Annotated in this window: 20 protein-coding genes and 1 tRNA gene; 17 read left to right on the plus strand and 4 right to left on the minus strand. The window is 63.1% G+C overall.

What is annotated here, in order from left to right; genetic code table 11:
• Positions 1–7 precede the first annotated feature (7 nt).
• The 3 genes from VGE08_RS17000 to panC all read left to right on the plus strand — a co-directional run bounded on the left by VGE08_RS17000 (position 8) and on the right by panC (position 2,608).
• Positions 8–673 (plus strand): deoxynucleoside kinase, encoded by a 666-nt coding sequence (locus tag VGE08_RS17000; RefSeq protein ID WP_331069106.1) that lies wholly within the window; start codon positions 8–10, stop codon positions 671–673.
• A 175-nt stretch (positions 674–848) separates the two neighbouring features.
• Positions 849–1,676 (plus strand): 3-methyl-2-oxobutanoate hydroxymethyltransferase, encoded by an 828-nt coding sequence (gene panB, locus VGE08_RS17005; RefSeq protein ID WP_331069107.1) that lies wholly within the window; start codon positions 849–851, stop codon positions 1,674–1,676.
• A 59-nt stretch (positions 1,677–1,735) separates the two neighbouring features.
• Positions 1,736–2,608: a pantoate--beta-alanine ligase gene (gene panC / locus VGE08_RS17010; RefSeq protein WP_331069108.1), complete on the plus strand. Its 873-nt coding sequence runs from the start codon at positions 1,736–1,738 to the stop codon at positions 2,606–2,608.
• A gap of 61 nt (positions 2,609–2,669) precedes the next feature.
• Here the strand turns inward: panC and queG are convergent, their stop codons facing one another.
• Entirely contained in the window at positions 2,670–3,737 is a 1,068-nt protein-coding gene (gene queG, locus VGE08_RS17015) for a tRNA epoxyqueuosine(34) reductase QueG (protein WP_331069109.1), read from the minus strand.
• 58 nt (positions 3,738–3,795) lie between these two features.
• Between queG and VGE08_RS17020 the strand changes: the two genes are divergently transcribed.
• The 12 genes from VGE08_RS17020 (at position 3,796) to VGE08_RS17075 (ending at position 17,751) form a co-directional block, all read left to right on the plus strand.
• Positions 3,796–5,286: an NAD(P)H-hydrate dehydratase gene (locus VGE08_RS17020; RefSeq protein ID WP_331069110.1), complete on the plus strand. Its 1,491-nt coding sequence runs from the start codon at positions 3,796–3,798 to the stop codon at positions 5,284–5,286.
• The gene (gene tsaE / locus VGE08_RS17025) at positions 5,259–5,789 is read left to right on the plus strand and encodes a tRNA (adenosine(37)-N6)-threonylcarbamoyltransferase complex ATPase subunit type 1 TsaE (protein WP_331069111.1); all 531 of its coding nucleotides are present in this window, start codon (positions 5,259–5,261) and stop codon (positions 5,787–5,789) included. The genes VGE08_RS17020 and tsaE overlap by 28 nt, the downstream gene beginning before the upstream one ends.
• Before the next feature lie 98 nt (positions 5,790–5,887).
• On the plus strand, positions 5,888–7,084 hold the full coding sequence (locus tag VGE08_RS17030; RefSeq protein ID WP_331069112.1) for an N-acetylmuramoyl-L-alanine amidase: 1,197 nt from the start codon (positions 5,888–5,890) through the stop codon (positions 7,082–7,084).
• Positions 7,085–7,267: 183 nt separating this feature from the next.
• On the plus strand, positions 7,268–9,103 hold the full coding sequence (gene mutL / locus VGE08_RS17035; protein WP_331069113.1) for a DNA mismatch repair endonuclease MutL: 1,836 nt from the start codon (positions 7,268–7,270) through the stop codon (positions 9,101–9,103).
• A gap of 47 nt (positions 9,104–9,150) precedes the next feature.
• Positions 9,151–10,062, plus strand: coding sequence for a tRNA (adenosine(37)-N6)-dimethylallyltransferase MiaA (gene miaA / locus VGE08_RS17040; RefSeq protein WP_349258729.1), 912 nt, complete (start codon positions 9,151–9,153; stop codon positions 10,060–10,062).
• Between the two features lie 261 nt (positions 10,063–10,323).
• Entirely contained in the window at positions 10,324–10,581 is a 258-nt protein-coding gene (hfq, locus tag VGE08_RS17045) for an RNA chaperone Hfq (RefSeq protein ID WP_331069115.1), read from the plus strand.
• 24 nt (positions 10,582–10,605) lie between these two features.
• Complete coding sequence (gene hflX / locus VGE08_RS17050) at positions 10,606–11,895, plus strand: ribosome rescue GTPase HflX (protein WP_331069116.1); 1,290 nt, start codon at positions 10,606–10,608, stop codon at positions 11,893–11,895.
• A 155-nt stretch (positions 11,896–12,050) separates the two neighbouring features.
• Positions 12,051–13,211, plus strand: a complete 1,161-nt coding sequence (hflK, locus tag VGE08_RS17055; RefSeq protein ID WP_331069117.1) for an FtsH protease activity modulator HflK — start codon at positions 12,051–12,053, stop codon at positions 13,209–13,211.
• A complete protein-coding gene (hflC, locus tag VGE08_RS17060) occupies positions 13,211–14,083 on the plus strand; it encodes a protease modulator HflC (protein WP_331069118.1) in 873 nt (290 codons plus the stop codon). Before hflK ends, hflC begins: the two co-directional genes overlap by 1 nt.
• Before the next feature lie 13 nt (positions 14,084–14,096).
• Complete coding sequence (locus tag VGE08_RS17065) at positions 14,097–14,288, plus strand: DUF2065 domain-containing protein (protein WP_331069119.1); 192 nt, start codon at positions 14,097–14,099, stop codon at positions 14,286–14,288.
• Positions 14,289–14,315: 27 nt separating this feature from the next.
• The gene (locus VGE08_RS17070) at positions 14,316–15,614 is read left to right on the plus strand and encodes an adenylosuccinate synthase (protein ID WP_331069120.1); all 1,299 of its coding nucleotides are present in this window, start codon (positions 14,316–14,318) and stop codon (positions 15,612–15,614) included.
• A gap of 253 nt (positions 15,615–15,867) precedes the next feature.
• The gene (locus tag VGE08_RS17075) at positions 15,868–17,751 is read left to right on the plus strand and encodes an ABC transporter ATP-binding protein (RefSeq protein WP_331069121.1); all 1,884 of its coding nucleotides are present in this window, start codon (positions 15,868–15,870) and stop codon (positions 17,749–17,751) included.
• Here VGE08_RS17075 and VGE08_RS17080 read toward each other — a convergent pair.
• The 3 genes from VGE08_RS17080 to VGE08_RS17090 form a co-directional block, all read right to left on the minus strand.
• The gene (locus VGE08_RS17080; protein WP_331069122.1) at positions 17,737–19,770 is read right to left on the minus strand and encodes an amylo-alpha-1,6-glucosidase; all 2,034 of its coding nucleotides are present in this window, start codon (positions 19,768–19,770) and stop codon (positions 17,737–17,739) included. The two genes, VGE08_RS17075 and VGE08_RS17080, sit on opposite strands and share 15 nt — an antisense overlap.
• Positions 19,767–21,653, minus strand: a complete 1,887-nt coding sequence (treZ, locus tag VGE08_RS17085) for a malto-oligosyltrehalose trehalohydrolase (protein WP_331069123.1) — start codon at positions 21,651–21,653, stop codon at positions 19,767–19,769. The genes VGE08_RS17080 and treZ overlap by 4 nt, the downstream gene beginning before the upstream one ends.
• Before the next feature lie 236 nt (positions 21,654–21,889).
• A tRNA-Leu gene (locus tag VGE08_RS17090) sits at positions 21,890–21,974 on the minus strand.
• Between the two features lie 133 nt (positions 21,975–22,107).
• Between VGE08_RS17090 and rnr the strand changes: the two genes are divergently transcribed.
• Both rnr and rlmB read left to right on the plus strand, forming a co-directional pair.
• A complete protein-coding gene (rnr, locus tag VGE08_RS17095) occupies positions 22,108–24,387 on the plus strand; it encodes a ribonuclease R (RefSeq protein ID WP_331069124.1) in 2,280 nt (759 codons plus the stop codon).
• On the plus strand, positions 24,384–25,124 hold the full coding sequence (gene rlmB, locus VGE08_RS17100) for a 23S rRNA (guanosine(2251)-2'-O)-methyltransferase RlmB (protein ID WP_331069125.1): 741 nt from the start codon (positions 24,384–24,386) through the stop codon (positions 25,122–25,124). Before rnr ends, rlmB begins: the two co-directional genes overlap by 4 nt.
• The last annotated feature ends 8 nt before the right edge of the window (positions 25,125–25,132 follow it).

A 25,132-nucleotide genomic window follows, 5' to 3' on the forward strand; every position in this document is an offset into this window, starting at 1 on the left:
GGTGGACATGACCGAGAAGTCTCTCATTCCAGCGCCGCATCGCCTGATCGTGGTCGAAGGGCCGATCGGCGTCGGCAAGACCAGCCTGGCGCGACGCCTGGCGCGCAGCTTCGGCAGCGAGCTGATTCTGGAGCAGGCCGACGAGAATCCGTTCCTGGAACGCTTCTACAAGAACCCGCGCTCGGCAGCCTTGCAGACGCAGTTGTTCTTTCTGTTCCAGCGCACGCGTCAGCTCGAGGACATTCGCCAGCACGACCTGTTCGACACGGTGCGCGTCGCCGACTATCTGCTCGACAAGGACAAGCTGTTCGCGCAGCTGACGTTGGACGAGCAGGAGTTCGCGCTCTATGAGCAGGTGTATGCGCGGCTCGCGGTCGACGCGCCAGTGCCGGATTTAGTCATCTATCTGCAGGCCCCTGTCGACGTTCTGCGCGAGCGCATCGAGCGTCGCGGCATCAAGTACGAGCAGAACATCGAGAAGAACTACCTCGAGCGTCTGCAGGAGATCTACGCCCGCTTCTTCCATGAGTATGACGCCTCGCCGCTGCTGATCGTGAACGCCGCCCAGGCGGATTTCGTCAACAACGACCTGGACTACGGGCAGTTGCTGGAACAAGTCATGCGCACCCGGCGCGGCCGGCACTATTACAACCCGCTGAAGAGCGCCGTGTAGTGGGCAGCGGTTGGCGGTTAGTGGTTGGTGGAGAGGCGCTTTTTCCAGTCCAACCACTAACCACCAACCGCTAACCGCCGGCCTGATAGGGCTGTCATGTTCCGCTGCCGGCGAGCGGGGTTTGACTGTCGGGTCCGCCCTGGGCATTCTTCCCGCCCCGCCGTAGCTCACCGCCATGTACAAGCACCTTCAAGAGCGTTACGCACCGCGCCCGCCGGTCAACGTAGGCACGCTGGTCAAGATGAAGGCCGACGGCGAGAAAATCGCCTGCATCACCGCCTATGACGCCAGTTTCGCCACCCTGGTGGACGATGCCGGCGTGGACGTGGTGCTGGTCGGCGATTCGCTCGGCATGGTCATCCAGGGCCATGACACCACCGTGCCGGTGACACTGTCGGACATCGTTTATCACTGCCGTGCCGTGGCCAAGGGCCTGTATCGGCCGTTCCTGATCGCGGACATGCCTTTCATGACCTACGCCTCGCGGGAGCAGGCGTTGGATAACGCGGTGCGCCTGATGCAGGAAGGCGGCGCCAAGATGGTGAAGCTGGAGGGCGGTGCCAGCCAGGTCGAGATCGTCGAGTTCCTGGCCAGCCACGACATCGCGGTGTGCGCGCACCTGGGTTTGAAACCGCAGTCGGTACATAAGGTCGGCGGCTTTCGCGTCCAAGGCCGGGAAGAGGAAGCCGCCGAGCGCATGCTGCGGGATGCGCAGGCGTTGGAAGCTGCGGGCGCGGATATCGTACTGCTCGAGTGCATTCCCGCGGCGTTGGGTAAGCACATCACCGAGCAGTTGCACGTGCCCGTCATCGGTATCGGCGCGGGCCCCGATACCGACGGCCAGATCCTCGTGCTGTACGACGTGCTCGATATCACCTCGGGACGCAAACCGAAGTTCTCGAAGAATTTTCTGGCCGGCCGCGACAGCGCGCTGGAAGCCGTCAAGGCTTATACGCAAGCCGTGAAGAGCAAAGAGTATCCAGGTCCCGAACACTGCTTTTGAGCATCGAGCTGACGAATCGGGCATCCTGCCAGCGCGCGGCGCGATGGAAATAATAGGTAATGGCTAAGTCGCTAGAAGTGATAGCGCGTCCGGCGCAGTTGCGGGAGCGGGTGATGCAATGGCGCCGCAAGGGCGAGCGCATTGCATTCGTTCCCACCATGGGCAATCTGCACGCCGGTCACGGCAGCCTGGTCAGCCGGGCAGCGCAACTGGCCGAGCACGTGATCGTCAGCGTGTTCGTCAATCCGTTGCAGTTCGGTCCGAATGAAGACTTCGCTGCGTATCCACGCACGCCGCAGGACGATCAAAACCTGCTGCGTTCGCTGCACGTGGAAGTGTTGTTTGCTCCGGAAGTCGACGACATTTACCCGCGAGGCCAGGAAACGACGGCGCGCGTGCACGTGCCGGGCCTCGAAGACATTCTTTGCGGCGCTTTTCGGCCAGGTCACTTCATGGGTGTCGCTACGGTCGTGACCAAGCTGTTGAATCTCGTGCAGCCCGATGTGGCGGTGTTCGGTGAAAAGGATTTTCAGCAGCTGATGATCATTCGTCGCGCGGCGATCGATCTGTGTATGCCGGTTGAGATCGTAGGCGTGGAAACGACGCGCGAACCGGATGGCCTCGCAATGAGCTCGCGCAATCGTTACTTGTTGCCCGAGCAGCGTGCCGTGGCTCCGCATATCTTCGCGGCGTTGGATCGCGCTCGGCAGGCGATTGAGTCCGGTGCGACGGATTACGCCGCGCTGGAACAAGCGGGTACTGAAGCCTTGAAGGAGGCAGGTTTTCGCGTCGACTACTTTGCCATTCGCGACGCGAATACGCTGCAGATGCCGAATGGCGACTCGAGCGATCTGGTGGTGCTCACCGCCGCCCGTATCGGGCGGGCGCGACTGATCGACAACGTTCGCGCCAGGCGGCCACCGGCCAAGTAATCACATCACAAGTAATCACAGCCCAAGTAATCACAGTCAGTCCAAGTAATCAGGGCCTGTATCACGCAGCTTGGCGGTGCTGGGCGAGTGCCCAGTCCACATGTTCTCGTATCAGCTCTGAGGCGTCCTCGCGGCGCGCTTCGAGCGCGCGAATCACTTCCTCACTGGTCGGCGCATTGCCCAGTGCCACCGCAATGTTTCTTATCCAGGATTCATGACCGATGCGGCGGATGGCGCTGCCTTCGGTGCGCTCCAGGAATTGCTGCTCGGTCCAGGCGAACAGCTCGACCAGTTTGCTGCCGTCCAGGGCATGCCGCGGCACGAAGTCCGCTTCGCTGCTGACGCGCGCGAACTTGTTCCAAGGACACACCAGCTGGCAATCGTCGCAGCCGTAGATGCGATTGCCCATGGCCTTGCGAAAAGGCTCGGGAATGGCGCTGCGCAGCTCGATGGTCAGATAGGAAATGCAGCGGGTCGCATCGAGCTGGTAAGGAGCGACGATGGCCTGCGTCGGGCAGACATCCAGGCAGGCGCGGCAGCTGCCGCAATGATCCGTTTCCGGCGTGTCCAGCGGCAGCGGCAGGTCGGTAAGAATCTCGCCCAGAAAGAAATACGAACCGGCGCGCCGGTTGATGAGGTTGGTGTGCTTGCCGATCCAGCCCAGGCCGGCGTTGCGCGCGAGCGCCTTTTCCAGCACCGGGCCGCTGTCGACGAAGACTCGATGCGACTGCGAAGCGCTGTGTGCCTGAATTTTCTCCGCCAGTTTCGCGAGTCGACGGCGCAGCACTTTGTGATAGTCGCGACCGAGCGCATAGCGTGAAACGTAGCCGCGTTCGGCGTCTTCCAGCACTTCATCTGCGTCCTGTGCGTTCGTAGGTAAATAGTCCATACGAACCGAGATCACGCGCAGCGTACCTGGTACCAGCTCGTGTGGCCGGGCGCGGCGACGGCCGTGACGCTCCATATATTCCATGGCGCCGTGACGGCCCTGTTCCAGCCAACGCATCAGGCGTGCTTCGTCTTCGGACAGCTCGATGCCGGTGATGCCGATCTGCTGGAATCCCAGCTCCCGACTCCACTGTCGGATCGAGCCGGCCAGCCCGGTGTAGTCGTGAGGCGGGTGGGACATGCCGGGATTCTCGCAGAACAGCCGACCGTTTTTTATAGGGTTTTGATAGGCTCTGCATATGAAGCCGCTGCCACTGGCCGTTCACACTGCCGCGCAAGTGCGAGCCCTCGATCGCCACGCGATCGACGATCTGCACATTCCGTCCTACACGCTGATGACCCAGGCCGGCGAGGGCGCAGTGGTGGCACTACGCAGTTGCTGGCCTTCCAAGCAGCGCATCGCCGTCGTGTGCGGGCCCGGCAATAACGGCGGCGATGGTTATGTGCTCGCGCGAGTGGCGCGCTCGATGCGCATCGATGTCACGGTGATCTCGCTCGGCGATCCCGCCAAGCTGCAAGGCGATGCGCGGCGTGCTCACGATGATTTCGTCGCCGCGGGCGGGGTGGTTCAGGGTTGGAGCGAGGATTGCCTGGCCAAGGCCGAGGTCATCGTCGACGCCATCTTCGGCACCGGCCTGTCGCGCCCGCTCGAGCCATCCATGATCGAGCGCATCAACGCCATCAATGAGTGCGGCGTGCCGATCCTGTCACTCGATATTCCTAGCGGCCTCGACGCGGACACGGGCCGTGTGTGGGGCGCGGCCATCATGGCCGAGCGCACCATCTCGTTCATCGGCTTGAAGCTGGGGTTTTATCTGGGTGAGGGCCCTAATTACACCGGCATCGTGCTGTACGACGATCTCGATCTGCCGCCAGGCGCGACGGACTTCGTGCCGCCCTCGGCGCTGCGCATCGATGAGCACACGCTTGCCCAACTCTTGCCCCGGCGGCGTCGCACGACACACAAAGGTCAGCAGGGAAGCGTGTTGGTGATCGGCGGCGGCATCGGCATGGCAGGCGCCGCGCGCATGGCCGGTGAAGCCGCTTTGCGAGCCGGCGCGGGACTGGTGACTGTCGCGACCTGGCGCGAAAACGTCGCGTCGATTACTGCGAGTCGTCCCGAGCTGATGTGTCGTGGAGTTGAAGGTGCCGGCGACTTGTCGAGCCTGCTGGAGCGATCCGATGTCATCGCGGTCGGGCCGGGGTTGGGTCAGAGCGAGTGGGCCAGAGCGCTGCTCGATGTCGCTTTGGAAAGTGACAAGCCCACGGTGATCGATGCGGACGCGCTCAATCTGCTGGCGCAAGCGCCATGCTCCAACTCGAAGTGGATTCTGACGCCGCATCCGGGCGAGGCCGGCCGCTTGCTCGGCATCAGCACTGCCGACGTACAAAGCGATCGTCTGCAGGCGGCGCGTGACATCGCCGCACGCTATGGCGGCACGGTTGTGCTGAAAGGAGCCGGCACACTGGTCGTCACTGGCGATTCATTGCCGTACATCTGCGATCAAGGTAATCCGGGCATGGCATCGCCTGGCATGGGAGACGTGCTCACCGGTGTGATCGCCGGCATCGCGGCGCAGACCGCCGATCTGCCGGGCGCCGCTCGCGCCGGAGTGCTCGTTCATGCGATGGCTGGTGACATGGCCGCACGCCGGGGTGAGCGCGGACTTCTGGCGACCGATCTATTTGGATATCTGCCCACGTGCGTGAACCCGGCACAGAGATTCTGAACGTCGCTTCTGCGGAGCGGATGCAGACCCTGGGGCAAGCGATCGGGGCAGCGATCGAACATCCAGATGTCATCGCGGATCAGCCGTTCATCATTGCGCTCGAAGGTGAGCTCGGCGCGGGCAAGACGACGCTGGTTGGCGGAATTTTGCGCGCGTATGGAATTGCCGGGCCGGTTCGCAGTCCTACTTACACATTGATCGAGCCGTATGAAACGCAGCGGCGGACGCTCTATCACCTGGATCTGTATCGACTGGTCGATCCTGGCGAAGTCGAGCCGCTGGGGATTCGCGATCTGCTCGCCACGGCCGCGGTGCTATTGATCGAATGGCCCTCGCGGGCCGCGGGGGCCATTCCACCGGCCGACCTGCGGATCGAGATCGCTTATCCGCCTGGGGGAACCGAGGGCCGTGAAGTCAGGTTGATCCCCAATTCTGCGCCGGGGCTGAACGCCGTGCGACACATCGTTGCAGAAATACCGGAACTGCGTCAGCTATCCTCATAATTTCGTTGAATACTTGACATGTGGCGCGGTAGATTACCGGCCATATGCGAGGGTCGCGAGCAACTGTATTCTGTTCAATGCTGGCAGGGGGGCTGGGCTTGGCTCTGGCTGCCTTCGGCGCGCTCGCCGCCAAGCCGGTCACCATCAAGGATGTGCGCCTGTGGGCCGGTCCCGATGGCACTCGCCTGGTCTTCGATCTGAGCGCGCCGACCGAACATTCGCTGCTCACCCTCGACAATCCCGATCGCGTGGTCGTCGACATTCCCGCTGGCGTTCTCCAAAGCGAGCGCGTCCTGCCGCAAGGCCAGGGTTTCGTGAAGCAACTGCGCGCTGCATCCCAGCCGAACGGCGATCTGCGAGTCGTCGTCGATCTGAGCGAGCCCGCGCAATCCAAGACTTTCGCGGTGGGCCCGCAGCAGTCGTATGGTCATCGGCTGGTGCTGGATCTCAAGCCCTCGAAAAAATCGGCGTCGCCGCCTTCGGTCGTCAAGGCTGTCGCGGATGCGCATGGCCGAGACATCGTCGTCGCCATCGATGCGGGGCACGGGGGTGTCGACCCCGGCTCGATCGGCAAGCGCGGTACTTATGAGAAGCATGTAACGTTGGCGATCGCTCGCCGCTTGAAGAATCGCATCGACCGCGAGCCTGGAATGCGCGCAGTTCTGACTCGCGACGACGACACTTTCATCGAGCTGCGCGACCGCATCCGGCGGGCGCGTCGGCAGCAGGCTGACATGTTCGTGTCCGTGCATGCGGATTCGTACACCGATCGTTCGGTGGCCGGTTCGTCCGTCTATGTGTTGTCCGCGCGTGGCGCGAGCGACGAGTCGGCGCGCTGGCTGGCCGATCGCGAAAACGCAGCGGACCTCATTGGCGGCGTGAAGCTGGATGACAAGGACAGCGTGCTCGCCTCGGTGCTGCTGGACCTGTCGCAGGGCGCCAGCATGAGCGCCAGCATCGATGCCGCCGACAAGGTCATGCACGAGCTTTACAAGATCGGCAACATCACCAGTCGCGGCGTCAAGCACGCCGGCTTCCTGGTGCTGAAGTCGCCGGATATTCCCTCGCTGCTGGTGGAGACGGCGTTCATCTCCAATCCCACCGAAGAGGCGAGGCTGCTGGATCCCAAGCATCAGCAGCGCCTGGCGGATGCCATCCACGCCGGCGTGCGCTCGTACTTCTATAGCAACCCGCCGCCGGGCACGCTGGTGGCGGAGTTGCGCGCGAAGCAGTCGGGTCCGACCGTTATCGCCAGCACGGGCGAAGGCGAAAAAGCTGCCGGTACAGCCCACTAAGGCTTATTCCAGGGCTGAGCTGTCAGTCCGTCCTCCCTTGGGGCTGTCCCCCCTCACCCCGGCCCTCTCCCCAAGGGGAGAGGGAGATGGGAGTTGAGTCTTAGCCCCTCTCCCTTTGGGAGAGGGGTTGGGGTGAGGGCCGTGCGATAATGGCGCGCCTCTCCACCAGCACCCCCGATCCTGATGCCGATCCGCGTACTGCCCGAGCAACTCATTCACCAGATCGCCGCCGGCGAGGTGATCGAACGGCCCGCCTCGGTGCTCAAGGAGTTGATCGAGAACAGTCTCGATGCCGGCGCCAAACGCATCGAGATCGACATCGAGGACGGCGGCGCGAAGCTGTGCCGCGTGCGTGACGATGGCTGCGGCATCGAGCGCGAAGAACTGGCGCTGGCGTTGTCTCGTCACGCCACCAGCAAGATTGCCAGCATCGATGACTTGGAACGGGTTGGCACGCTGGGCTTTCGCGGCGAGGCGTTGCCGAGTATCGCGTCGGTCTCGCGTACCAAAATCACTTCACGCACCGCAAACCACTCGGTGGGGTACAGCATCAGCTCCGACAACGGCACGTTGAGCGAGCTGGAGCCGGCGCCGCACTCGGTCGGTACGACCGTCGAAGTTCGCGACCTGTTCTTCAATGTGCCTGCGCGTCGCAAATTCCTTCGGGCCGAGCGCACGGAAACTCAGCACATCACGCGCATGGTCGAGCGGCTCGCGCTGTCCAAGTTCGAAACCGCGTTTTCGCTGTCGGCCGCGCGCCGTTCACTCGCAGATTTCCCGGCGGCAAGATCGCAAATGGAGCGCGAGCGACGCGTCGCGCAGATCGTCGGCGACGAGTTCATGGCGAACGCGCTGTACGTGGAACACGAGTCATCCGGCTGTCGTCTCACGGGGTGGCTGTGTCAGCCGACCTATGCTCGCGCGCAGCCGGACCTGCAACATTTCTATTTGAATGGCCGCATGCTGCGCGATCGGTTGATCACCAGCGCCATCCGCCTGGGTTATCGGGACGTGATGTATGGCGGGCGGCATCCGGCGTTCGTGCTGTTCATGGAAATCGATCCGCGACAGGTCGACGTGAACGCTCATCCCGCCAAGCTCGAAGTGCGCTTCCGGGACGGCCGCCACGTACACAACTTTCTATTCAAGACTGTCGAGCGGGTGCTGCAGGAAACATATGCGGGCGCGGCCAGCGCCGCGCCACCGCCGACCGATGCGAATTCGCTCGTGCCGCCGACGGATTCCGTCTCGATGTGGCCAATGCGCGGGCCGAATCAAGCATCGCTCGGCTTGCGAGTATCGGAGTCCGCGCCGCCCGCATATTTCCGGCAACCGATGGCCTCATACACGGCGCCAATGCCGTACACGGCATCTGACCAAACGGTGTTCGCGCCGAGCGGCTCGGGTGCAGGCGAGGCCGAGTCGCAAGCCGAGACTCCGCCGCTGGGCTTCGCGCTTGCGCAACTGCATGGCATCTACATTCTGTCGCAGGCGCCGGACGGACTGATCCTGGTGGACATGCATGCCGCTCACGAACGTACTACTTACGAGCGCATGAAAGCGGCCTTGTCCAATGGCGGCATCGCCAGTCAGCCGCTGCTCGTGCCGTTGTCCGTTTCGGTGTCGCCGGGTGAAGCCGACGTGCTGGAAGAGCATGCGGCGGCGTTACATCGTCTCGGGCTGGACGTGCAGCGCTCCGGACCTGCGAGCGTGCAGATTCGTGCCGTGCCGGCTTTTCTGGCCCAGAAGGATCTGGATGAGTTGCTGCGACGGATCGGTGCAGATCTGGCGGCCGACGGCACGACACGCGGCATCGAGGAAGCGCTCAATGAAGTGCTGGGCACCATGGCCTGTCATGGCGCCGTCCGCGCGCACCGCAATCTTGCCGTGCCCGAAATGAATGCGCTGTTACGCGAGATGGAACGCACGGTACGTAGCGATCAATGCAACCACGGCCGGCCCACCTGGACCTATGTGAGCCTGGCTGATCTGGATCGCATGTTTCTTCGCGGCCGATGAGCGCCGGCGAGTCAACGCACGTGCGATCCGGGCCCGTGCCATTGATCATGGGACCGACCGGCGCGGGAAAGACCGACCTGGCGCTGCGCCTGGCGGCGCGCTATCCCATTGAAATCGTCAGCGTCGACTCCGCAATGGTCTATCGCGGCATGGATATCGGTACGGGTAAACCGACGCGCGATCTGCTGGAGCGCTTTCCTCATCACCTGGTCGACATTCTCGATCCGTCCCAGCCGTACTCGGCAGGGCAGTTCGTGCGCGATGCGCTGCAAGCCATCGCGGCGATTCGCAGCCGCGGGAACCTTCCTCTGCTGGTCGGGGGAACTATGTTGTATTTCCGTGCTCTACGACGTGGCCTCGCCGAAATGCCTCCGGCCGATCCGCAGGTACGACAGGAAATTGACGCGGAGGCGGCACATGCGGGTTGGCCCGCATTGCATGCGCGGCTGGCATTGCTCGATCCTGTGACCGCCGCGCGAATCCAACCGAACGATGGACAGCGAATACAGCGGGCGCTCGAGGTTCACCGGCTCACCGGTCGAACGTTGAGTGAGCTGCACTCGCAAACCCGGCCGGCGGCGCCCGATATGACATTCGCGGCCTTTGCCTGGGCGCCCGCGGATCGGGAACGTCTCTATGCCGGCATCGAGCGACGTTTCGAACAGATGATGCAGGCGGGCCTGCTGGAGGAAGTACGACGATTGCAGCAGCGCGGCGACCTGCATGCCGAGCTGCCGGCGATCCGATCTGTCGGTTATCGGCAACTGTGGGAACATTTGCACGGCCAGGAGTCTTTAGCGGATTCGGTGCGACGAGCGATTTTCGCAACCCGGCACCTGGCCCGGCGACAATTGATCTGGTTACGTGCGGAACACGACTTGCGGTGGTATGACTCCCTTGATTCCGGCGCCGCCGACCAGATAGAGCGAGACATCGAGGCTCTGCTCGAGACGTTTTAGACGACGAGTCGGCGGCATTTTGTTCGAAGGCAGCCGGCGTGATGAACTACTGATTGCGGGCGGGCGCAACGGTTCTTTCGTGACGCTGATGCAGCTGCGTATTGAAGCAAAGGCAGCTTCGGCGGGAACATCGCTGTGGTAAACTGCGGCATCGCAGCGGTAACCGGATGGTGCCCGTCGGCTGTCGTGCAGCTGCAGGGAAGCGGCATTAGTCGGCAAAGCTCAACCAAAGAATTCGAAGGCATAACAAGGAGATAAATGATGGCCAGAGGGCAATCATTACAGGATCCGTTCCTGAACACATTGCGCAAGGAGCGCGTCCCGGTCTCCATTTACCTGGTGAACGGCATCAAACTACAAGGGCAGATCGATTCGTTCGATCAGTTCGTCGTCTTGCTGAAGAACAGCGTCAGCCAGATGGTCTACAAGCACGCGATTTCCACAGTCGTTCCGGCGCGAGCAATCCGTTTGCCGACGAGCGAAGAAGAAGGCGCGGAGTCGGTAACTGCCAGCGAGTGATGCCGGTCATGTGGGAGCTCGTTGTTGTTTGAACGTCCCCGTAGCGGTGAACGTGCGCTCCTGGTCCGAATCGGTCTGGGATCTCCTCCCGGTAAAGATGAGCTGAGTGAGTTCGAGGCGCTGGCACGATCGGCCGGCGCCGAAGTGCTCGAGACCATTACCGGCACTCGCAAGGTGCCGGATCCCCGCCTGTACATCGGCAGCGGCAAGGCCGCAGAGATCCACGGTCGAGTCAATGAGCTCGGCGCGGACCTGGTGGTGTTCGACCACGCTTTGTCGCCGAGCCAGGAACGCAATCTCGAAAGGCTGCTGCAGTGCCGGGTGCTGGATCGCACCGGCTTGATCCTGGACATCTTCGCGCAGCGCGCCCGCAGTTTCGAAGGTCAGCTGCAAGTGGAGCTGGCCCAGCTCAAACATCTGGCCACGCGCCTGGTGCGAGGGTGGACCCACCTCGAGCGCCAAAAGGGTGGTATCGGCCTGCGCGGTCCTGGTGAAACGCAGCTGGAAACCGACCGTCGATTGCTGGCGGCGCGTATCCGTACATTGAACTCGCGGCTCGACAAGGTGCTCACACAACGTGCGACCACCCGCCGCGAACGCAAGCGAGCCGAGATTCCGACCGTCGCATTGGTGGGCTACACCAACGCGGGCAAATCGACTCTATTCAATAGACTCACTGGCGCGGGCGCCTACGCGGCGGACCAGCTGTTCGCGACGCTCGATCCGACCGTGCGCCGGCTCGAATTGCCCGATGCTCGTTTCGCGTTGCTGGCGGACACCGTCGGCTTCGTTCGCGAGCTGCCGCACGAGCTGGTGGCGGCCTTCCGCTCGACCTTGCAGGAAGCGCGCGAGTCCACTCTGCTGCTCCATGTGATCGATGCAGCCGATCCGAATCGCGGCGAACGCATTGCCCAGGTCAACCAGGTGTTGGGCGAAGTGGGCGCGGGCGACCTGCCGCAGATTGAAATCTTCAATAAGGCCGATCTCATCGGCGAAGCGGCGCATGTGGAACGGGGCGAGGACGGCGCGCCGCGACGAGTCTGGCTGTCGGCCCAGACCGGCGAGGGCACCGAGCTGCTGATCGATGCCATCGGCGAATTTCTGGGGCCCGAGCTGGTCCATCGCCACATCGTGCTGAAACCCGAGGCGGGGCGGGCTCGCGCCCGATTCTTCGCCGCCGGAGCAGTGCTGGCGGAACAGGCGTTGCCGAGCGGCGCGGTCGATCTCGAGGTGTCCATGCCGCGGCGGGCGTTCGAGCATTTGTGCCGGTCCGAGGGACTGGCGGAAGCGCTCGTCGAGGCCTGGGGTGGTTAATGCTTGTGCCGGCCCCGGGGCATTCCTAAAATCGACCGTTTGGAGTTCGGCAGGCCCATGAGCCGGGTGGAAATTTCTCCCGGGGTGGCTGCGGCCAGGCCGGGCACCGCTGATTCCCAACTTTTCTTGGCTGCAGACACATAAAGTCATCCAACATGGCGTGGAACGAACCCGGCGGTAATTCCGGCGGCAAACGCAATCCCTGGGGGGGCGGCAACAAGCCCGAGCAGGGACCGCCCGATCTGGACGAAGTCCTGCGCAATCTGCAACGGCGGCTGGCGGGCCTGTTTGGCGGCACCGGTGGCGGCAATCGCACGGTGGGCGGCGCCGGTCCGGGCCGTGGCTTCGGGATCGGCTCTATCGTGCTGGTGCTGGCTGCGATCTGGGCCTTCAGCGGCCTGTACACGGTGGACGCCGCCGAGCGAGGAGTGATCCTGCGCTTCGGCAAGCACGTCGCGACCACCACGCCGGGCTTGCGCTGGCATCTGCCGTGGCCGATCGAGACCAAGCAGATCGTCAATATCCAGACCATCGAGAGCTTCGCCGAGCAGACGCGCATGCTGACCTCGGACGAGAACATGGTCGATATCAACATGGAAGTGCAGTTCCGCCGCGCCAGCCCGCTGGACTACGCCTTCAACGTGCATCGACCGGAAGAAACGCTCAAGGAAGTCAGCGAGAGCGCCATCCGCGAAATCATCGGGCGCAGCAAGCTGGATGCCGTGCTGGAGTCGGGCCGTCAGGAAATCGTGGCCAAGACCCGGGAGCTGATCCAGCGCACGCTGGACGCGTACAAGGTCGGCCTGGAAGTCACTGCCGTCAACCTGCAGGACGTGAAAGTGCCCAACGAAGTGGCGCCCGCCCAGCAGGATGCGATCAAGGCCCGTGAAGACCGTGATCGTCTGTCGCTGCAAGCACAGGCCTATTCCAACGACCTGATTCCTCGCGCGCGCGGCGCCGCGGTTCGTCAGGTGCAGGACGCGCAGGCCTATCGAGCTCGCAAGATCGCGAACGCCGAAGGTGAGGCGAATCGCTTCCTGGCGCTGCTCGGCGAATATGAACAGGCGCCGGCCGTGACGCGCGAGCGCTTGTACCTGGAAACGATCGAGCGCGTGCTCGCGTCCAGCAAGAAAGTCGTGCTCGCCACCCAGGGCAATGCCGGCAATCTCATCTACCTGCCCATCGACAAGCTGCTCGAGCAGGGCCGTCGCGTGCCGCGCGTGAGCACGACCGAGTCCGGCGTCACTTTCGAGAGCACCGAACCGGGCGACACCACCACCGTCACTAGCGACCGCCGTACGCGAGGAACCCGCTAATGGCCAGCCGCGGATTTCTAGTTCTGATTCTGGCGGCGGTAGTGGCCTTCACTCTCGCCATGTCGACCTTCACCGTGCGCGAAACGGAGCTTGCCATCAAGTTCCGTTTCGGCCAGATCGTGCGCGCCGATTACGACCCGGGTCTGCATTTCATGATCCCGATGGTCAACAACATCCGCAAATTCGAGCGTCGCATCATCACGCGCAACTATCCGTCCGAGCAGTTCCTGACCAGCGAAGGCAAGATTCTGCGCATCGACTTCTATATCAAGTGGCGCGTGTCGGACGTGTCGACGTATTACCAGGCGACTTCCGGCGGTGACACGGAAATTGCCGCAGGCCGTCTCGGCAGTATCGTCAAGGACGGCATCAAGGGCGTGATCGCCCGCCGTACCATTCAACAGGTGGTGGCGGCCGAACGCGCCGAGTTCACCGGCGAGATCCTGAAGCTGGCCGAAGACAGCACCCGCGGCCTCGGCTTGCAACTGGTCGACGTGCGCGTGAAGAAGATCGACCTGCCCGAGGAAGTGAGCGAGTCGGTGTTCAGCCGCATGCGCCAGGACTTCGATCGCCAGGCCAAGCGGCTGCGCGCCGAGGGCGAGGAGAACGCGGAAAAGCTGCGCTCCGAAGCCGATCGTCAGCGCACCGAGATCCTGGCCGAAGCCTACCGCGAGTCGGAAATCATCCGCGGCGAGGGCGACGCCAAGGCGGCCGATATCTACGCGAGTGCGTACAGTCGCAACGCCGAGTTCTATTCGTTCCACCGCAGCCTGCAGGCTTATCGCGAATCCATCGGTACCGACAACGACGTGCTGGTGATTTCGCCGGACAGCGAGTTCTTCAAGTACCTCAATCGCTCCACCCGGCGCTGACAGTGCCGCGCCGATGAACTGGTCGGACCTGTTCGCGGCGCTGGCGCTGTACCTGGTGCTGGAGGGCATCATGCCGTTCCTGAACCCACAAGGGATGAAGCGCCTGCTGCTGGCCCTGGCCGGTCTGCAGGACCGGGCGCTGCGCCTGTTCGGACTCGTCAGCATGACCGCCGGCTTACTGCTGCTCTACCTGGTGCGTTCCTAGAATTCTTCCTTTCGAGTCGTGACTCCCATGAGTAGCCATCGCAATGTCGTCGTCATCGGTGCCCAGTGGGGCGATGAGGGCAAGGGCAAGATCGTCGATCTGTTGACCAACCGCGTCGCCGGCGTGGTGCGCTTCCAGGGCGGCCACAACGCCGGCCACACGCTGGTGATCAATGGCCGCAAGACCATCCTGCGGCTGATTCCTTCGGGCATCCTGCACGAGGGCGTCACTTGCTTCATCGGCAACGGCGTGGTGCTGTCACCGAAGGCGCTGTTCGATGAGCTGGCCGAGTTGCAGCGGGCGGGCATCGACGTGCCCAAGCGCCTGCGCATCTCCGAAGCCTGTCCGCTGATCCTGCCGCATCACATCGCGCTAGATAAGGCGCGTGAAGAAGCGGCGGGTGCTGCCAAGATCGGCACGACCGGGCGCGGCATCGGTCCGGCCTACGAGGACAAGGTCGCCCGGCGCGCCATCCGCGTGCAGGACCTGTTCGCTCGCGAACGCTTCGCCGCCAAGTTGGGTGAAGTGCTCGATTATCACAACTTCGTGCTGCGCAATTACTTCAAGCAGCCGGTCATCGATTTCCAGCAGACGTTGGATGAGGCGCTGGCCTTCGGCGAGCGTTTGCAGCCCATGGTTGCCGACGTTTCCGGTGAAGTGAATGCATTGATCCGTGCCGGCAAACCTTTGTTGTTCGAAGGCGCGCAGGCGGCGCTGCTCGACATCGATCACGGCACCTATCCGTTCGTGACATCCAGCAACTGCATCGCCGGCCAGGCGTGCGCCGGTGTAGGCGTTGGCCCGCAGCAGTTGCACTACGTGCTCGGCGTGGCAAAAGCGTACGCGACACGCGTCGGCAGCGGTCCGTTTCCCACCGAGCTCGATGACGAAGTGGGGGAGCACTTGCGCGTGAAGGGCAACGAGTATGGTTCGGTCACCGGCCGGCCGCGCCGTTGCGGCTGGTTCGACGCGGCCAGCCTGCGCCGTGCGGTGGAGATCAATGGCATCACCGGCCTGTGCATCACCAAGCTCGACGTGCTCGATGGTCTGGACACGGTGCGGGTGGCGGTTGGCTACAAAGTGCGTGGCGAGCGGCGCGATCTGCTGCCGGTGGGCGCCGATGCGCTGTCGATCTGTGCGCCGATCTACGAAGAGCACCCGGGTTGGAAGGAAAGCACAGCGGGCGTGAAGACGTTCGAGGAGCTGCCGAAGAATGCGCAGACCTACCTGCGCCGCCTGGAAGTGCTGGTCGGTGCGCCCATCTCCATCATTTCGACCGGGCCCGACCGGCTCGAAACCATCGTGCTGAAGCATCCCTTCGATTGATTCGTCAGCGATGATCGGGGGCGCTGGCCGGCCGGCCAGCGTCTCACTCCTCAATGGCGCAATCACGAGCCGGTCGCCAGCAATTCGGCCAGGGCGAGCCAGGTGTCGGGGCGTGCAGACAGGGCCCCGACACCCTCCCGCATCCAAGTAAAAACTCAGCAAAAATCTTAGCCGCGAAGCGTCGATCGCTTCACGTATTGCATGCTCATCGCCCCCTAAAGTGCGTCCGGGCACTTGAGGTCAGGTAACAAGCATGAGCGATTCGTCCGCGTCAGACGCACCGGCCGCAACCGCCACCCGCGGCGGCATTTTCTATCTCTACAAGCATCTCTGGGCGCATTCGCAAGGTCGCCGCAGCCTGTTGGTTGGCGCCATCGCGCTGCTGTTGACGGCGCAATGCGTGTTGTTGAGCGTGCCGTACTTCGCCGGCCGCGCCATCAACACTCTGCAGACCGACGGCGCGTCCGGCATCGGTCAGGCGGGGATTTGGTTGGTGCTGGTGGTCGCTGCCACCGCACTCAGTTGGGTATTTCACGGCCCGGGCCGGATGCTCGAGCGCAATGTCGCACTCGAGGTTCGGCGTCGTATCTCGACCGGCTTGTTGGAGCGGCTGCTGTCGCTGCCATTGTCCTGGCATGAACGTAACCATTCCGGCGTGACCACGCACCGGCTGCAACAAAGCAGCGCCGCGTTGTCGGCATTCACGCAGAGTCAGTTCATCTATCTGAGCAGCGCGGTGCGGCTCATCGGCCCTGTCATCGCACTTTGCTTGCTGCAGCCGGTCGTGGGAATGAGCGCGATCGTCGGCTTCGTCATCATCTGCATTTCCGTTGTGAGCTTCGACCGCGCCATGATTCGTCTCGCGCATCGCGAGAACGATGCCGAGCGCCGCTACTCGGCATCGCTGCTCGATGCGCTGGGAAATATCACCAGCGTGTTCGCGCTGCGCCAGACGCGTGCGATGGGCGGCCTGGTGCAGCGGCGATTGGAAGCGGTGTTCGCGCCAATGCGCCGTTCCATCGTGCTGAACGAAGCCAAGTGGTGCACGGTCGATGTTTGCAGCAAGGTGTTGAGCTGCGGCCTGGTGGCCTTGTTCGCCTGGCTCGCCGTGCGCAATGCCGGCGGCGGTATCGGTCAGCAGACCATCATGCTGGGCAGCCTGTTCATGGTGTGGGAGTACGCATCGCAGGCGAGTGGTGTGATTTCTGCGCTTGCTTCGCACTTCCAGACGTTCGCGCGCCAGCACGCCGATTTCGCGAGCGCCGATCCTATTCGGGAGGCGGAGGTGAAGACGCCAGAACCGGTCACTCCCGAGTTGCTGCGTCCGTCCTCTCCGGATTCGGAGTGCTACATGGTGCGCGACCTGGTGTTCAGCCATCCGGGGGCGCGTGGCGAGCGGCCGACATTGAATGGTGTTTCCCTGACGTTGCAGCAGGGTCGTCATTACGCACTGATCGGTGGTAGTGGCTCCGGTAAGAGCACGCTGCTACGTGTGCTCTCCGGCTTGTATGAGGCGGATCGCATCGCTGTCGACCGGCGCAATGGTCCGGCCGTGGTCACGCCGTCAGCGGCTGCGCAGATGCTGCGGGCCAATGCGACGCTCGTGCCGCAGGATGCCGAGGTGCTCGAAGGAACAGTGGCGGAGAATCTTGCGCTGTGCGCCACTCAGGCGGGCGAGCCTGCCGAGGCGCAGTATTCGAGTGCAATGAAGATCGCGTGCGTGACTGATTTCGTGCCAGCGGACGCCAACGGTTTGAACACGGCAGTGGTCGAGCGCGGTGCCAACTGGTCAGGGGGACAGCGTGCGCGCATCGCTCTGGCCCGAGGCATCCTCGCCGCCTCGGATAGCAACCTGGTGCTGTTCGATGAACCGACCGCCAGCCTGGATTCCAGGACCGAGGCGCGCGTTTACGACAACATCTTCGCAGCTCTGCCGAACGCGTGCATCGTCTCGTCCATTCACCGGCTGCATCTGTTGGAGCGCTTCGACGAAGTCATCGTGATGCATGAAGGCCGCGTGGTCGCCCAAGGACCTGCGCCGTTGCTCGCTGCGACCTCGCCCGACTTTCGTCAGCTGCTGGCGATGTACCACAAGGAAGATGGCGTGCAGCAGGCTCCAGCGTCAGCCGTTGCTTGAAGCGCCGGGCCCGGTCTTGAGCCAGGCCCGCAGTACCTCTGCGACGCTCCACGCCTGGGCTACGCAGCCGCCGGGAGCGAAGGGCTCCTCGGCATCGAAGATCTCGCTGATGCTGCCGATGCCCGCATCGCAGAGATGCGCAGGAAACGCATCCAACAACGCGCGCGCCGCGGCTGGGTCCGGGTACACACGTAGATAGGCATCGATGTAATGGCCGATCAGCCATGGCCACACGGTGCCTTGGTGATAAGCGGCGTCGCGCGCGCGCAGGTTGCCGCGATAGTGAGTCTTGTAGTCCGGATGATCTGAGCTCAACGTGCGCAAGCCATACGGCGTGAGCAGCTTGTCGTGCACCGTATCCACGACTTGTTTCCAATGTCGTTGGTAGAGCACGGGATGCTGCAGTGACAGCGCGAATATCTGGTTGGGTCGGATGGCGTCGTCATTGCCTTCCGGACCGTCGATCACGTCGTACAGGCAGCCGCGCTGTTCATTCCAGTAGCGTTCGTTGAACGAGTCACGCACCTGCGTCGCCAGCTGTTGATATTGGTCGTGCGGTTGACGCAGCTCGGCAGCCCATTGCGCCATCAGCTTCAAGGCGTTGTGCCACAGCGCCTGGATCTCCACGGGCTTGCCGCGGCGTGGCGTGACCACCCAGCCGTCGACCTTCGCGTCCATCCAGGTCAACTGCAGACCTTCGGCCGCAGCGGCAATGAGTCCGTCCTTCGGGTCGGTGTGGATGCCGAAGCGCGTGCCGTCGATGTGATGCTGGACGATCGATTGCAGTACCGGAAAGAGATTTCGCAGTAGCTCGCGGTCGGCCGTCGTGTCGACGTAGCGTGAGATCGCGTGGAAGTACCACAGCGTTGCGTCCACCGTGTGATACAGCGCCTGACGCTCGCCCTCGGGAAACAAGTTCGGCAGCAGGCCGTCCTTCACGTAATGCGAGAAGGTGCTCAGGATGGCGCCGGCCTCGCGATAACGTCCGGTACTCAGCGTGAGCCCTTCGAGGCTGATCATCGTGTCCCGGCCCCAGTCGCCGAACCAGTGATAGCCGGCATAGATGCTGCGCAGCTCGCCGCCGCTGGCTTGAGCAAGCACGCTTTCATCCAGGCGGCTGCCCGGCAGCACGATGAATTGATCGGCGGCCATCGCCAATTGTTCGGCGACGGGGTCGTCTCGCACGGCCGGTGCCAGCCTCAGCAAGTTGCGCAGCCGCCGTTGCTCGGCATCGAACACGGCCGTTGCATCGAAGTCGAGTCTCTCCCAGAGGTGCGACGAGGCGACGAACACCGCCGGCTGATCGGGTCGCAGGCGGGCGATCAGGTAACCCGGGCTGAATGCGCTTTCGAATTCCGGATCGCCGCGGTCGCGCTCGATGCGGTACACGAAATTGCTTTCTTCCAGCTCTTCCGTGACGAATGCGGTCGGGCCGGGCCGCAACAGGAAGCGCAATTTCATGTCCGATTCGGTGTGGCAGACCTCGTGCCTGCCGCGCCTGACCTCCAGGACGAAGTTGCCCGGCTCTTTGTGCGGTGACTCGTCGTGGCGGCGGAAAGAAACAAACGGGCGCACCTGCAGGTCGAGCGCCTCGCCTTGCAACAGCCGATACTGCACGCACACGGTGTTCTGATTGTGGACCATGGTGATGCTTTTCTCGAACACCAGGCCTTCGCATTCGAAGGTCCACACCGCGATCCGATGGTCCAGGCGGAACTCTCGCAGGAACAGGTGCGACTCGCCTTCGAAACGTTCGGCCTCGTACTCGGCGCCGCCCAGGTGCAATTGCCGGCCATTGATGGTCAGGCACTCGTCGCAGCGGGAGATGAGAATGTGCCGGCCCTTGGGCGAGGCCAGGTTGGGCACGAACAGGCCGTGGTATTTTCGAGCCGGGATGCCCGCCAGGGTGCCGGAGGCGTAGCCGCCCAGGCCGTTGGTGAGCAGCCATTCGCGGTTGCGCAGGAATGAAGGGTCGCTGTCTTTGTTCCAGGTGAGGACGATCTGTCGATCGCGAATCATGCAGGTACCTCGGCAATGACGATGCGTGGTGCCGCCACCAACAGCACCGCGCATTCCGCTTGAAGGCGCCAGGCGCCGCGTCCGTGTTCTGCGGCCGGCTCGAACCAGCCCAATCCTCCGTAGCGAGGGGCTTCGCTGTGCCAGTGCACTTGCCAGCCAGCACCGCGCGGTGGCGCGAGCAGCGGCTCGGCGATGGAAGCGGGCAAAGACTCGGCTCCCAGGTTGACGATCAGCAACCGGTCACCGTGGTCGACGTCGAACCAGCGCAGCACGAAGCTGTACTCGCTCAGGGTTGCGCCGTCGATCGCGTCGGCGTCCTGCCGTGAGATCACCGGGTCGCTGCCGCGTAAGCGCAGCAAGTCGCGATGCAGTTCCAACGTCGCGACATTGCGCTCGAGCTCGGACCAGTCGAGCTTGGAGTCTAGAAAGGTGCGTTCGTCGCCGGGATCCGGAATCGACTCCTGCAGCTTCGCTTCCGCGTAGGTCTGAAACTGGGTCACGAACTCGCGGCGGCCGGCATGTATCAGGCGCGCAAGCTGTTCAGTGTGGTCGGCGAAGAACGTAAACGGCGTCATCGCGCCGAACTCCTGTCCCATGAACAACATCGGCGTTTGTGGTGCCAGCAGCGTCAGCGCCGACAAGGCGCGATAGCGAGCCGGCGCGCAAAGCGGAGGCAGGCGAACGCCGCTGGCGGTGTTGCCGACCTGATCATGGTTCTGCAGGAACACGATGCAGGCCGAAGCGCCGCGACCGCGCAATGGCGAGCCGCGACTCTTCTTCTGCCATTCGTACCATTGGCCTTGATACAGGAAACCGCGCTGGACGCATGAGAGAAATTCCTGCGCGCGACCGGTGTAGTCGTGGAAATATCCATCGCGACTGCCCGTCAGCGCGACACGTGCGCTGTGATGAAAGTCATCGTTCCACATCGCATCCATGCCGAAGCCGCCAGCGCTCACCGGCAACAAATGCTCGCTGCACTGAGTCTCGTTCTCGGCGACGAAAATGATGTGTCGGGGTTGCGCGGCGGCACGCGCTCGTTGGGTCAGTTCAGCGAGCAGGTGCGTCTGGCTGGCATCGTAGATCGACTGCGTGGCGTCCAGTCGAAAGCCGTCGAGATGGAACTCGCGAATCCAATAGCAGGCATTGCCGATGATGAGCTCGCGCACGCCGGCGTTGTGCTCGCCATCGAAGTTGAATGGCTCGCCCCACTCGGTGGAGTAGCGGCGACTGAAATAGTGCGGGCTGAAGCATCGCAGATAATTGCCGTCGGGACCGACATGGTTGTAGACCACATCCAGGATGACGGCCAGGCCGAGTGCGTGTGCTCGATCGACGAATCTTTTCAGCGCTTCGTGATCGCCATAGACATGATACGGCGCGTAGATCTGCACGCCGTCATATCCCCAATTCCAGCGTCCCGGACATTCCGCCACCGGCATGATTTCGAGCACGGTCACGCCGAGAGCGCGCAGGTGTTCGAGCTTGTGAATGGCGGCGTCGAATGTGCCTTCCGGTGTGAACGTGCCGATGTGCAGCTCGTAGATGACTTGACGTTCGATATCTATGCCGCGCCACTGCGCGTCGGTCCATTCGAACGCGTTGGGATCGACCAGCAGCGACGGGCCGTGAACGCCTTGCGGCTGGAAGCGGGAGCAGGGATCGGGCCAGGGCTCGTTGTCATCGACCCGGTACTTGTAGTGCCGGACAGCGGTGCCGACCGTACCGGAAAAATAACCACCTTCCTCGCGAGTCAGCGGGTGCTCGGCGCCACCTTCGAATACCACACTGACCTGGCTCGCCTCGGGTGCCCAGACGCGAAATCGAGCCATGCCATCCGTGCAGACCGCGCCAAGCAGTTCAGGGTGCGGGTGAAGCGACATGCGAATCCTGGATTGCGGTGATTGACAGCCAGTGCGGTGGGCACATGAGTCAAGCACCGGCGCTGCAGGTGAGTTCCGTCGCCGGGTTGGACCGCGGGGCGTCTACAGGGACCGTCTACAGGGGGGCGCCTGAAGGGGATCGCACCCGGTGGGTGCGTCCGCCCGTCCATCTGCCAACTGGATCCGCCTGGGATGAGTTATGATGCCGGCCTTCGGGCTGGTTCTTGTTTTGGAGATGGTGCCCAGGAGAGGACTCGAACCTCCACGGATCGCTCCACTGGTACCTGAAACCAGCGCGTCTACCAGTTCCGCCACCTGGGCAAGGAAGGGAACGCGGGGCTGCCCCCGCAAGAGGCGCGCAATGTACCGATGCCATTTAGGGCTGTCAATGACAAGCCTGGCTCCTGCGGACGATTTCTTTCGAAACCTCCGCCGAACGTCCCAATGAATACTCATGAAGCCAAGAAAAAAAACTCGTAAACCCCAAAAAGCCTCGACCCGTGCAAGTCATCGACCCGGTCGACCGGCCACCCGGTCCGACCACCGGCCGCGGTCATCGCGTGACCAGTCGGCCATCCCTCAAGTCCTGCAGGCCGCCGGCCGGCCGCTGAATTTCGATGAGCTGGCGGCCCGCGCCGGACGCAATGGCGCTTCGGCCCGCAAACGGCTGACCAAGGAACTGGAAGAGCTGCTGCAGTCGGGCGTCATCATTCGCAACCGGCGCGAGGAATACTGCCTGCGCGAGCGTTTATCGCTCATCGTCGGCATCGTCAGCGCACACAAGGACGGGCATGGATTCCTGTTGCCCGAAGACCGTTCGGCGCCCATCTATCTCGCACCACGACAGATGCTCGAGACCATGCATGGCGACCGGGTCGCCGTGCGCATCAGCGGAACCGATCATCGCGGCCGGCCCGAGGGCTCCATCGTCGAGGTCCTGGAGCGCAACACCAAGGAGATCGTCGGCCGGCTCTATGACGAGTCGGGTATTTGTTTCGTCGTGCCGGACAACCCGCGCATCAGCCATCGTGTGCTGGTGCCTCGCCAGCATCTGAGTGGCGCGCGTGCGGGGCAGGTCGTGCTGGTGAAGTTGATCGAGCAGCCGTCGAGAACGGCGCAGCCGCTTGGACATATCACACGCGTGCTCGGCGAGCATGCGGCGCCCGGAATGGAAACCGACATCGCGATTCACTCGCACGGGTTGCCATTCGAATTTCCACATGAAGTCATTGCCGAGGCCGAAGCGTTCGGCAGTTCCGTTCCGGCGGCTGCCAAGCGAGGCCGCGAAGATCTGCGCGAGGTGCCGTTGGTCACCATCGATGGCGAGGACGCCCGCGATTTCGACGACGCGGTGTATTGCGAGTCATTGCGCGGCGGCAGCTGGCGGTTGCTGGTCGCGATCGCCGACGTGGCTAGTTACGTTGCTCCCAATGCAGCGCTGGATCGCGAGGCACAGTTGCGTGGCACTTCGGTTTACTTCCCCAACCGGGTGTTGCCGATGTTGCCGGAAGCGCTGTCCAACGGCCTGTGCTCGTTGAATCCGCATGTCGATCGGCTCTGCATGGTCTGCGAGATGCGAGTGAATGCCGAAGGCAAAGTCACTCGCGCGCGGTTCTTCGAAGGGTTGATGCGCTCGGCGGCGCGGCTGACGTACACGAAGGTCGCGGCCTATCTGGTCAATCCGGCGGCCGTTCATGATGCTGAAGTGAGTGCGTTGGGCGCGCAGCTGCAAGACCTGTACGGCGTCTTCAAAGCCTTGCATCGTGCGCGGCTGAAGCGCGGTGCACTCGATTTCGACGCGCCCGAGCTGAAGGTGCACTTTGATGCGAACGGCAAGATCGCTTCGCTGGTGGAGTCCACGCGCAACGATGCGCACCGCTTGATCGAGGAATGCATGATCGCCGCGAACGTGCAGGCGGCGCGCTTCCTGAAGAAACATCGCATTCCTACGCTGTATCGAGTGCATGGCCAACCCGAAGAGGACCGGTTGGAACAGCTGCGCCAGTTCCTGCAGGGTTTCAACATTCACTTGCCCACGGATCGTGAGTTGGAGCCGCACGACTTGAGCGCGGTGCTGCAGCGGGCGGTGGGTCACGAAGAAGCGCACTTGATCCAGACCGTCGTCATTCGCTCCATGCCGCAGGCGGTGTATCAGCCGGAGAACATCGGTCACTTCGGTCTGGCGCTGACCGAATACGCACACTTCACTTCGCCGATCCGGCGCTATCCGGATTTGATGGTTCATCGTGGCATTCGCCACATCCTGCGAGGCGGCAACGCCCAGACGTTCCCCTGGACGCTGGGCATGATGTCGACGCTGGGGCAGTCGTGCTCTCACACCGAAAGGCGTGCCGACGAAGCGACTCGCGATGCGCTGTCGTGGCTGAAGTGCGAGTACATGCAGGACAAGATCGGCGAGGAGTTCGATACGCTGGTCACTGGCGTGGTCGACTTCGGTCTGTTCGTGCAAGTCAAAGGGCTGCAGATCGACGGGCTGGTGCATGTCAGCGCCTTGGGTGCCGACTACTTCTCGCGCGACAAGTCCGGATATCGCATGGTCGGGGCGCGCAGCGGCCGCATCTTCAGGTTGGGTGACCATTTGCGCGTGCGGTTGATCAACGTGGTCATCGATGAACGTAAAATCGACTTCGAGCTGGCCGAGGCGGGCGGCGGTCAACGCATGGTGCGTGGACCCTGGCAGCGTCGACGCAACCAGCATCGAGGCAGAGGATGAGCGAGCTCACGCTGATTTTCGGGCTGCACGCGGTGCGGACCCTGCTGCAGCAACGACCCGAGCGGGCCGCGTTGCTGATCCTGCAGAAGGATAGGAAGGACGCGCGGATCAACGAGCTGGTGCAATTGGCGCAGGCTCGATCCATCAAGACGGAGTGGCGCGACGGTCGCGAATTGGACCGGATGGCAGGCGACGAGCGCCATCAAGGTGCGTGCCTGCAGATTCGCAGTGTCGGCGCGCTGGGTGAAGGCGCGCTCGATGACTTGCTCGATGCCTGCACGACGCCGCCGTTGCTGCTGGTCCTGGACGGTGTGCAGGACCCGCACAATCTGGGCGCCTGTCTGCGAACTGCGGATGCTGTCGGCGTCACCGCGGTCATCGTGCCGAAGGACCGCGCGGTCGGACTTTCGGCCACGGTCCGCAAAGTTGCCTCCGGCGCAGCGGAGACCGTGCCTTTGATTCAGGTGACCAATCTGGCGCGCACGTTGCGCTGGTTGAAGGAGCGCGAGGTTTGGATCGTCGGAACCGACGACCAGGCGGAGCACTCGCTATATTCGACCAAGCTCACCGGCCCGCTGGCCGTCGTGCTCGGTGCAGAAGGCACGGGATTGCGAAGGCTCACACGCGAGAATTGCGACGTGCTGGTGAGCATTCCCATGCGCGGCGTGGTGGAGAGCTTGAATGTGTCCGTCGCGACCGGCGTCCTGCTGTACGAGGCGCTGCGCCAGCGCCAGTGACGGGTGTC

It is taken from the genome of Steroidobacter sp. (assembly GCF_036406195.1).
Taxonomy (GTDB): domain Bacteria; phylum Pseudomonadota; class Gammaproteobacteria; order Steroidobacterales; family Steroidobacteraceae; genus Steroidobacter.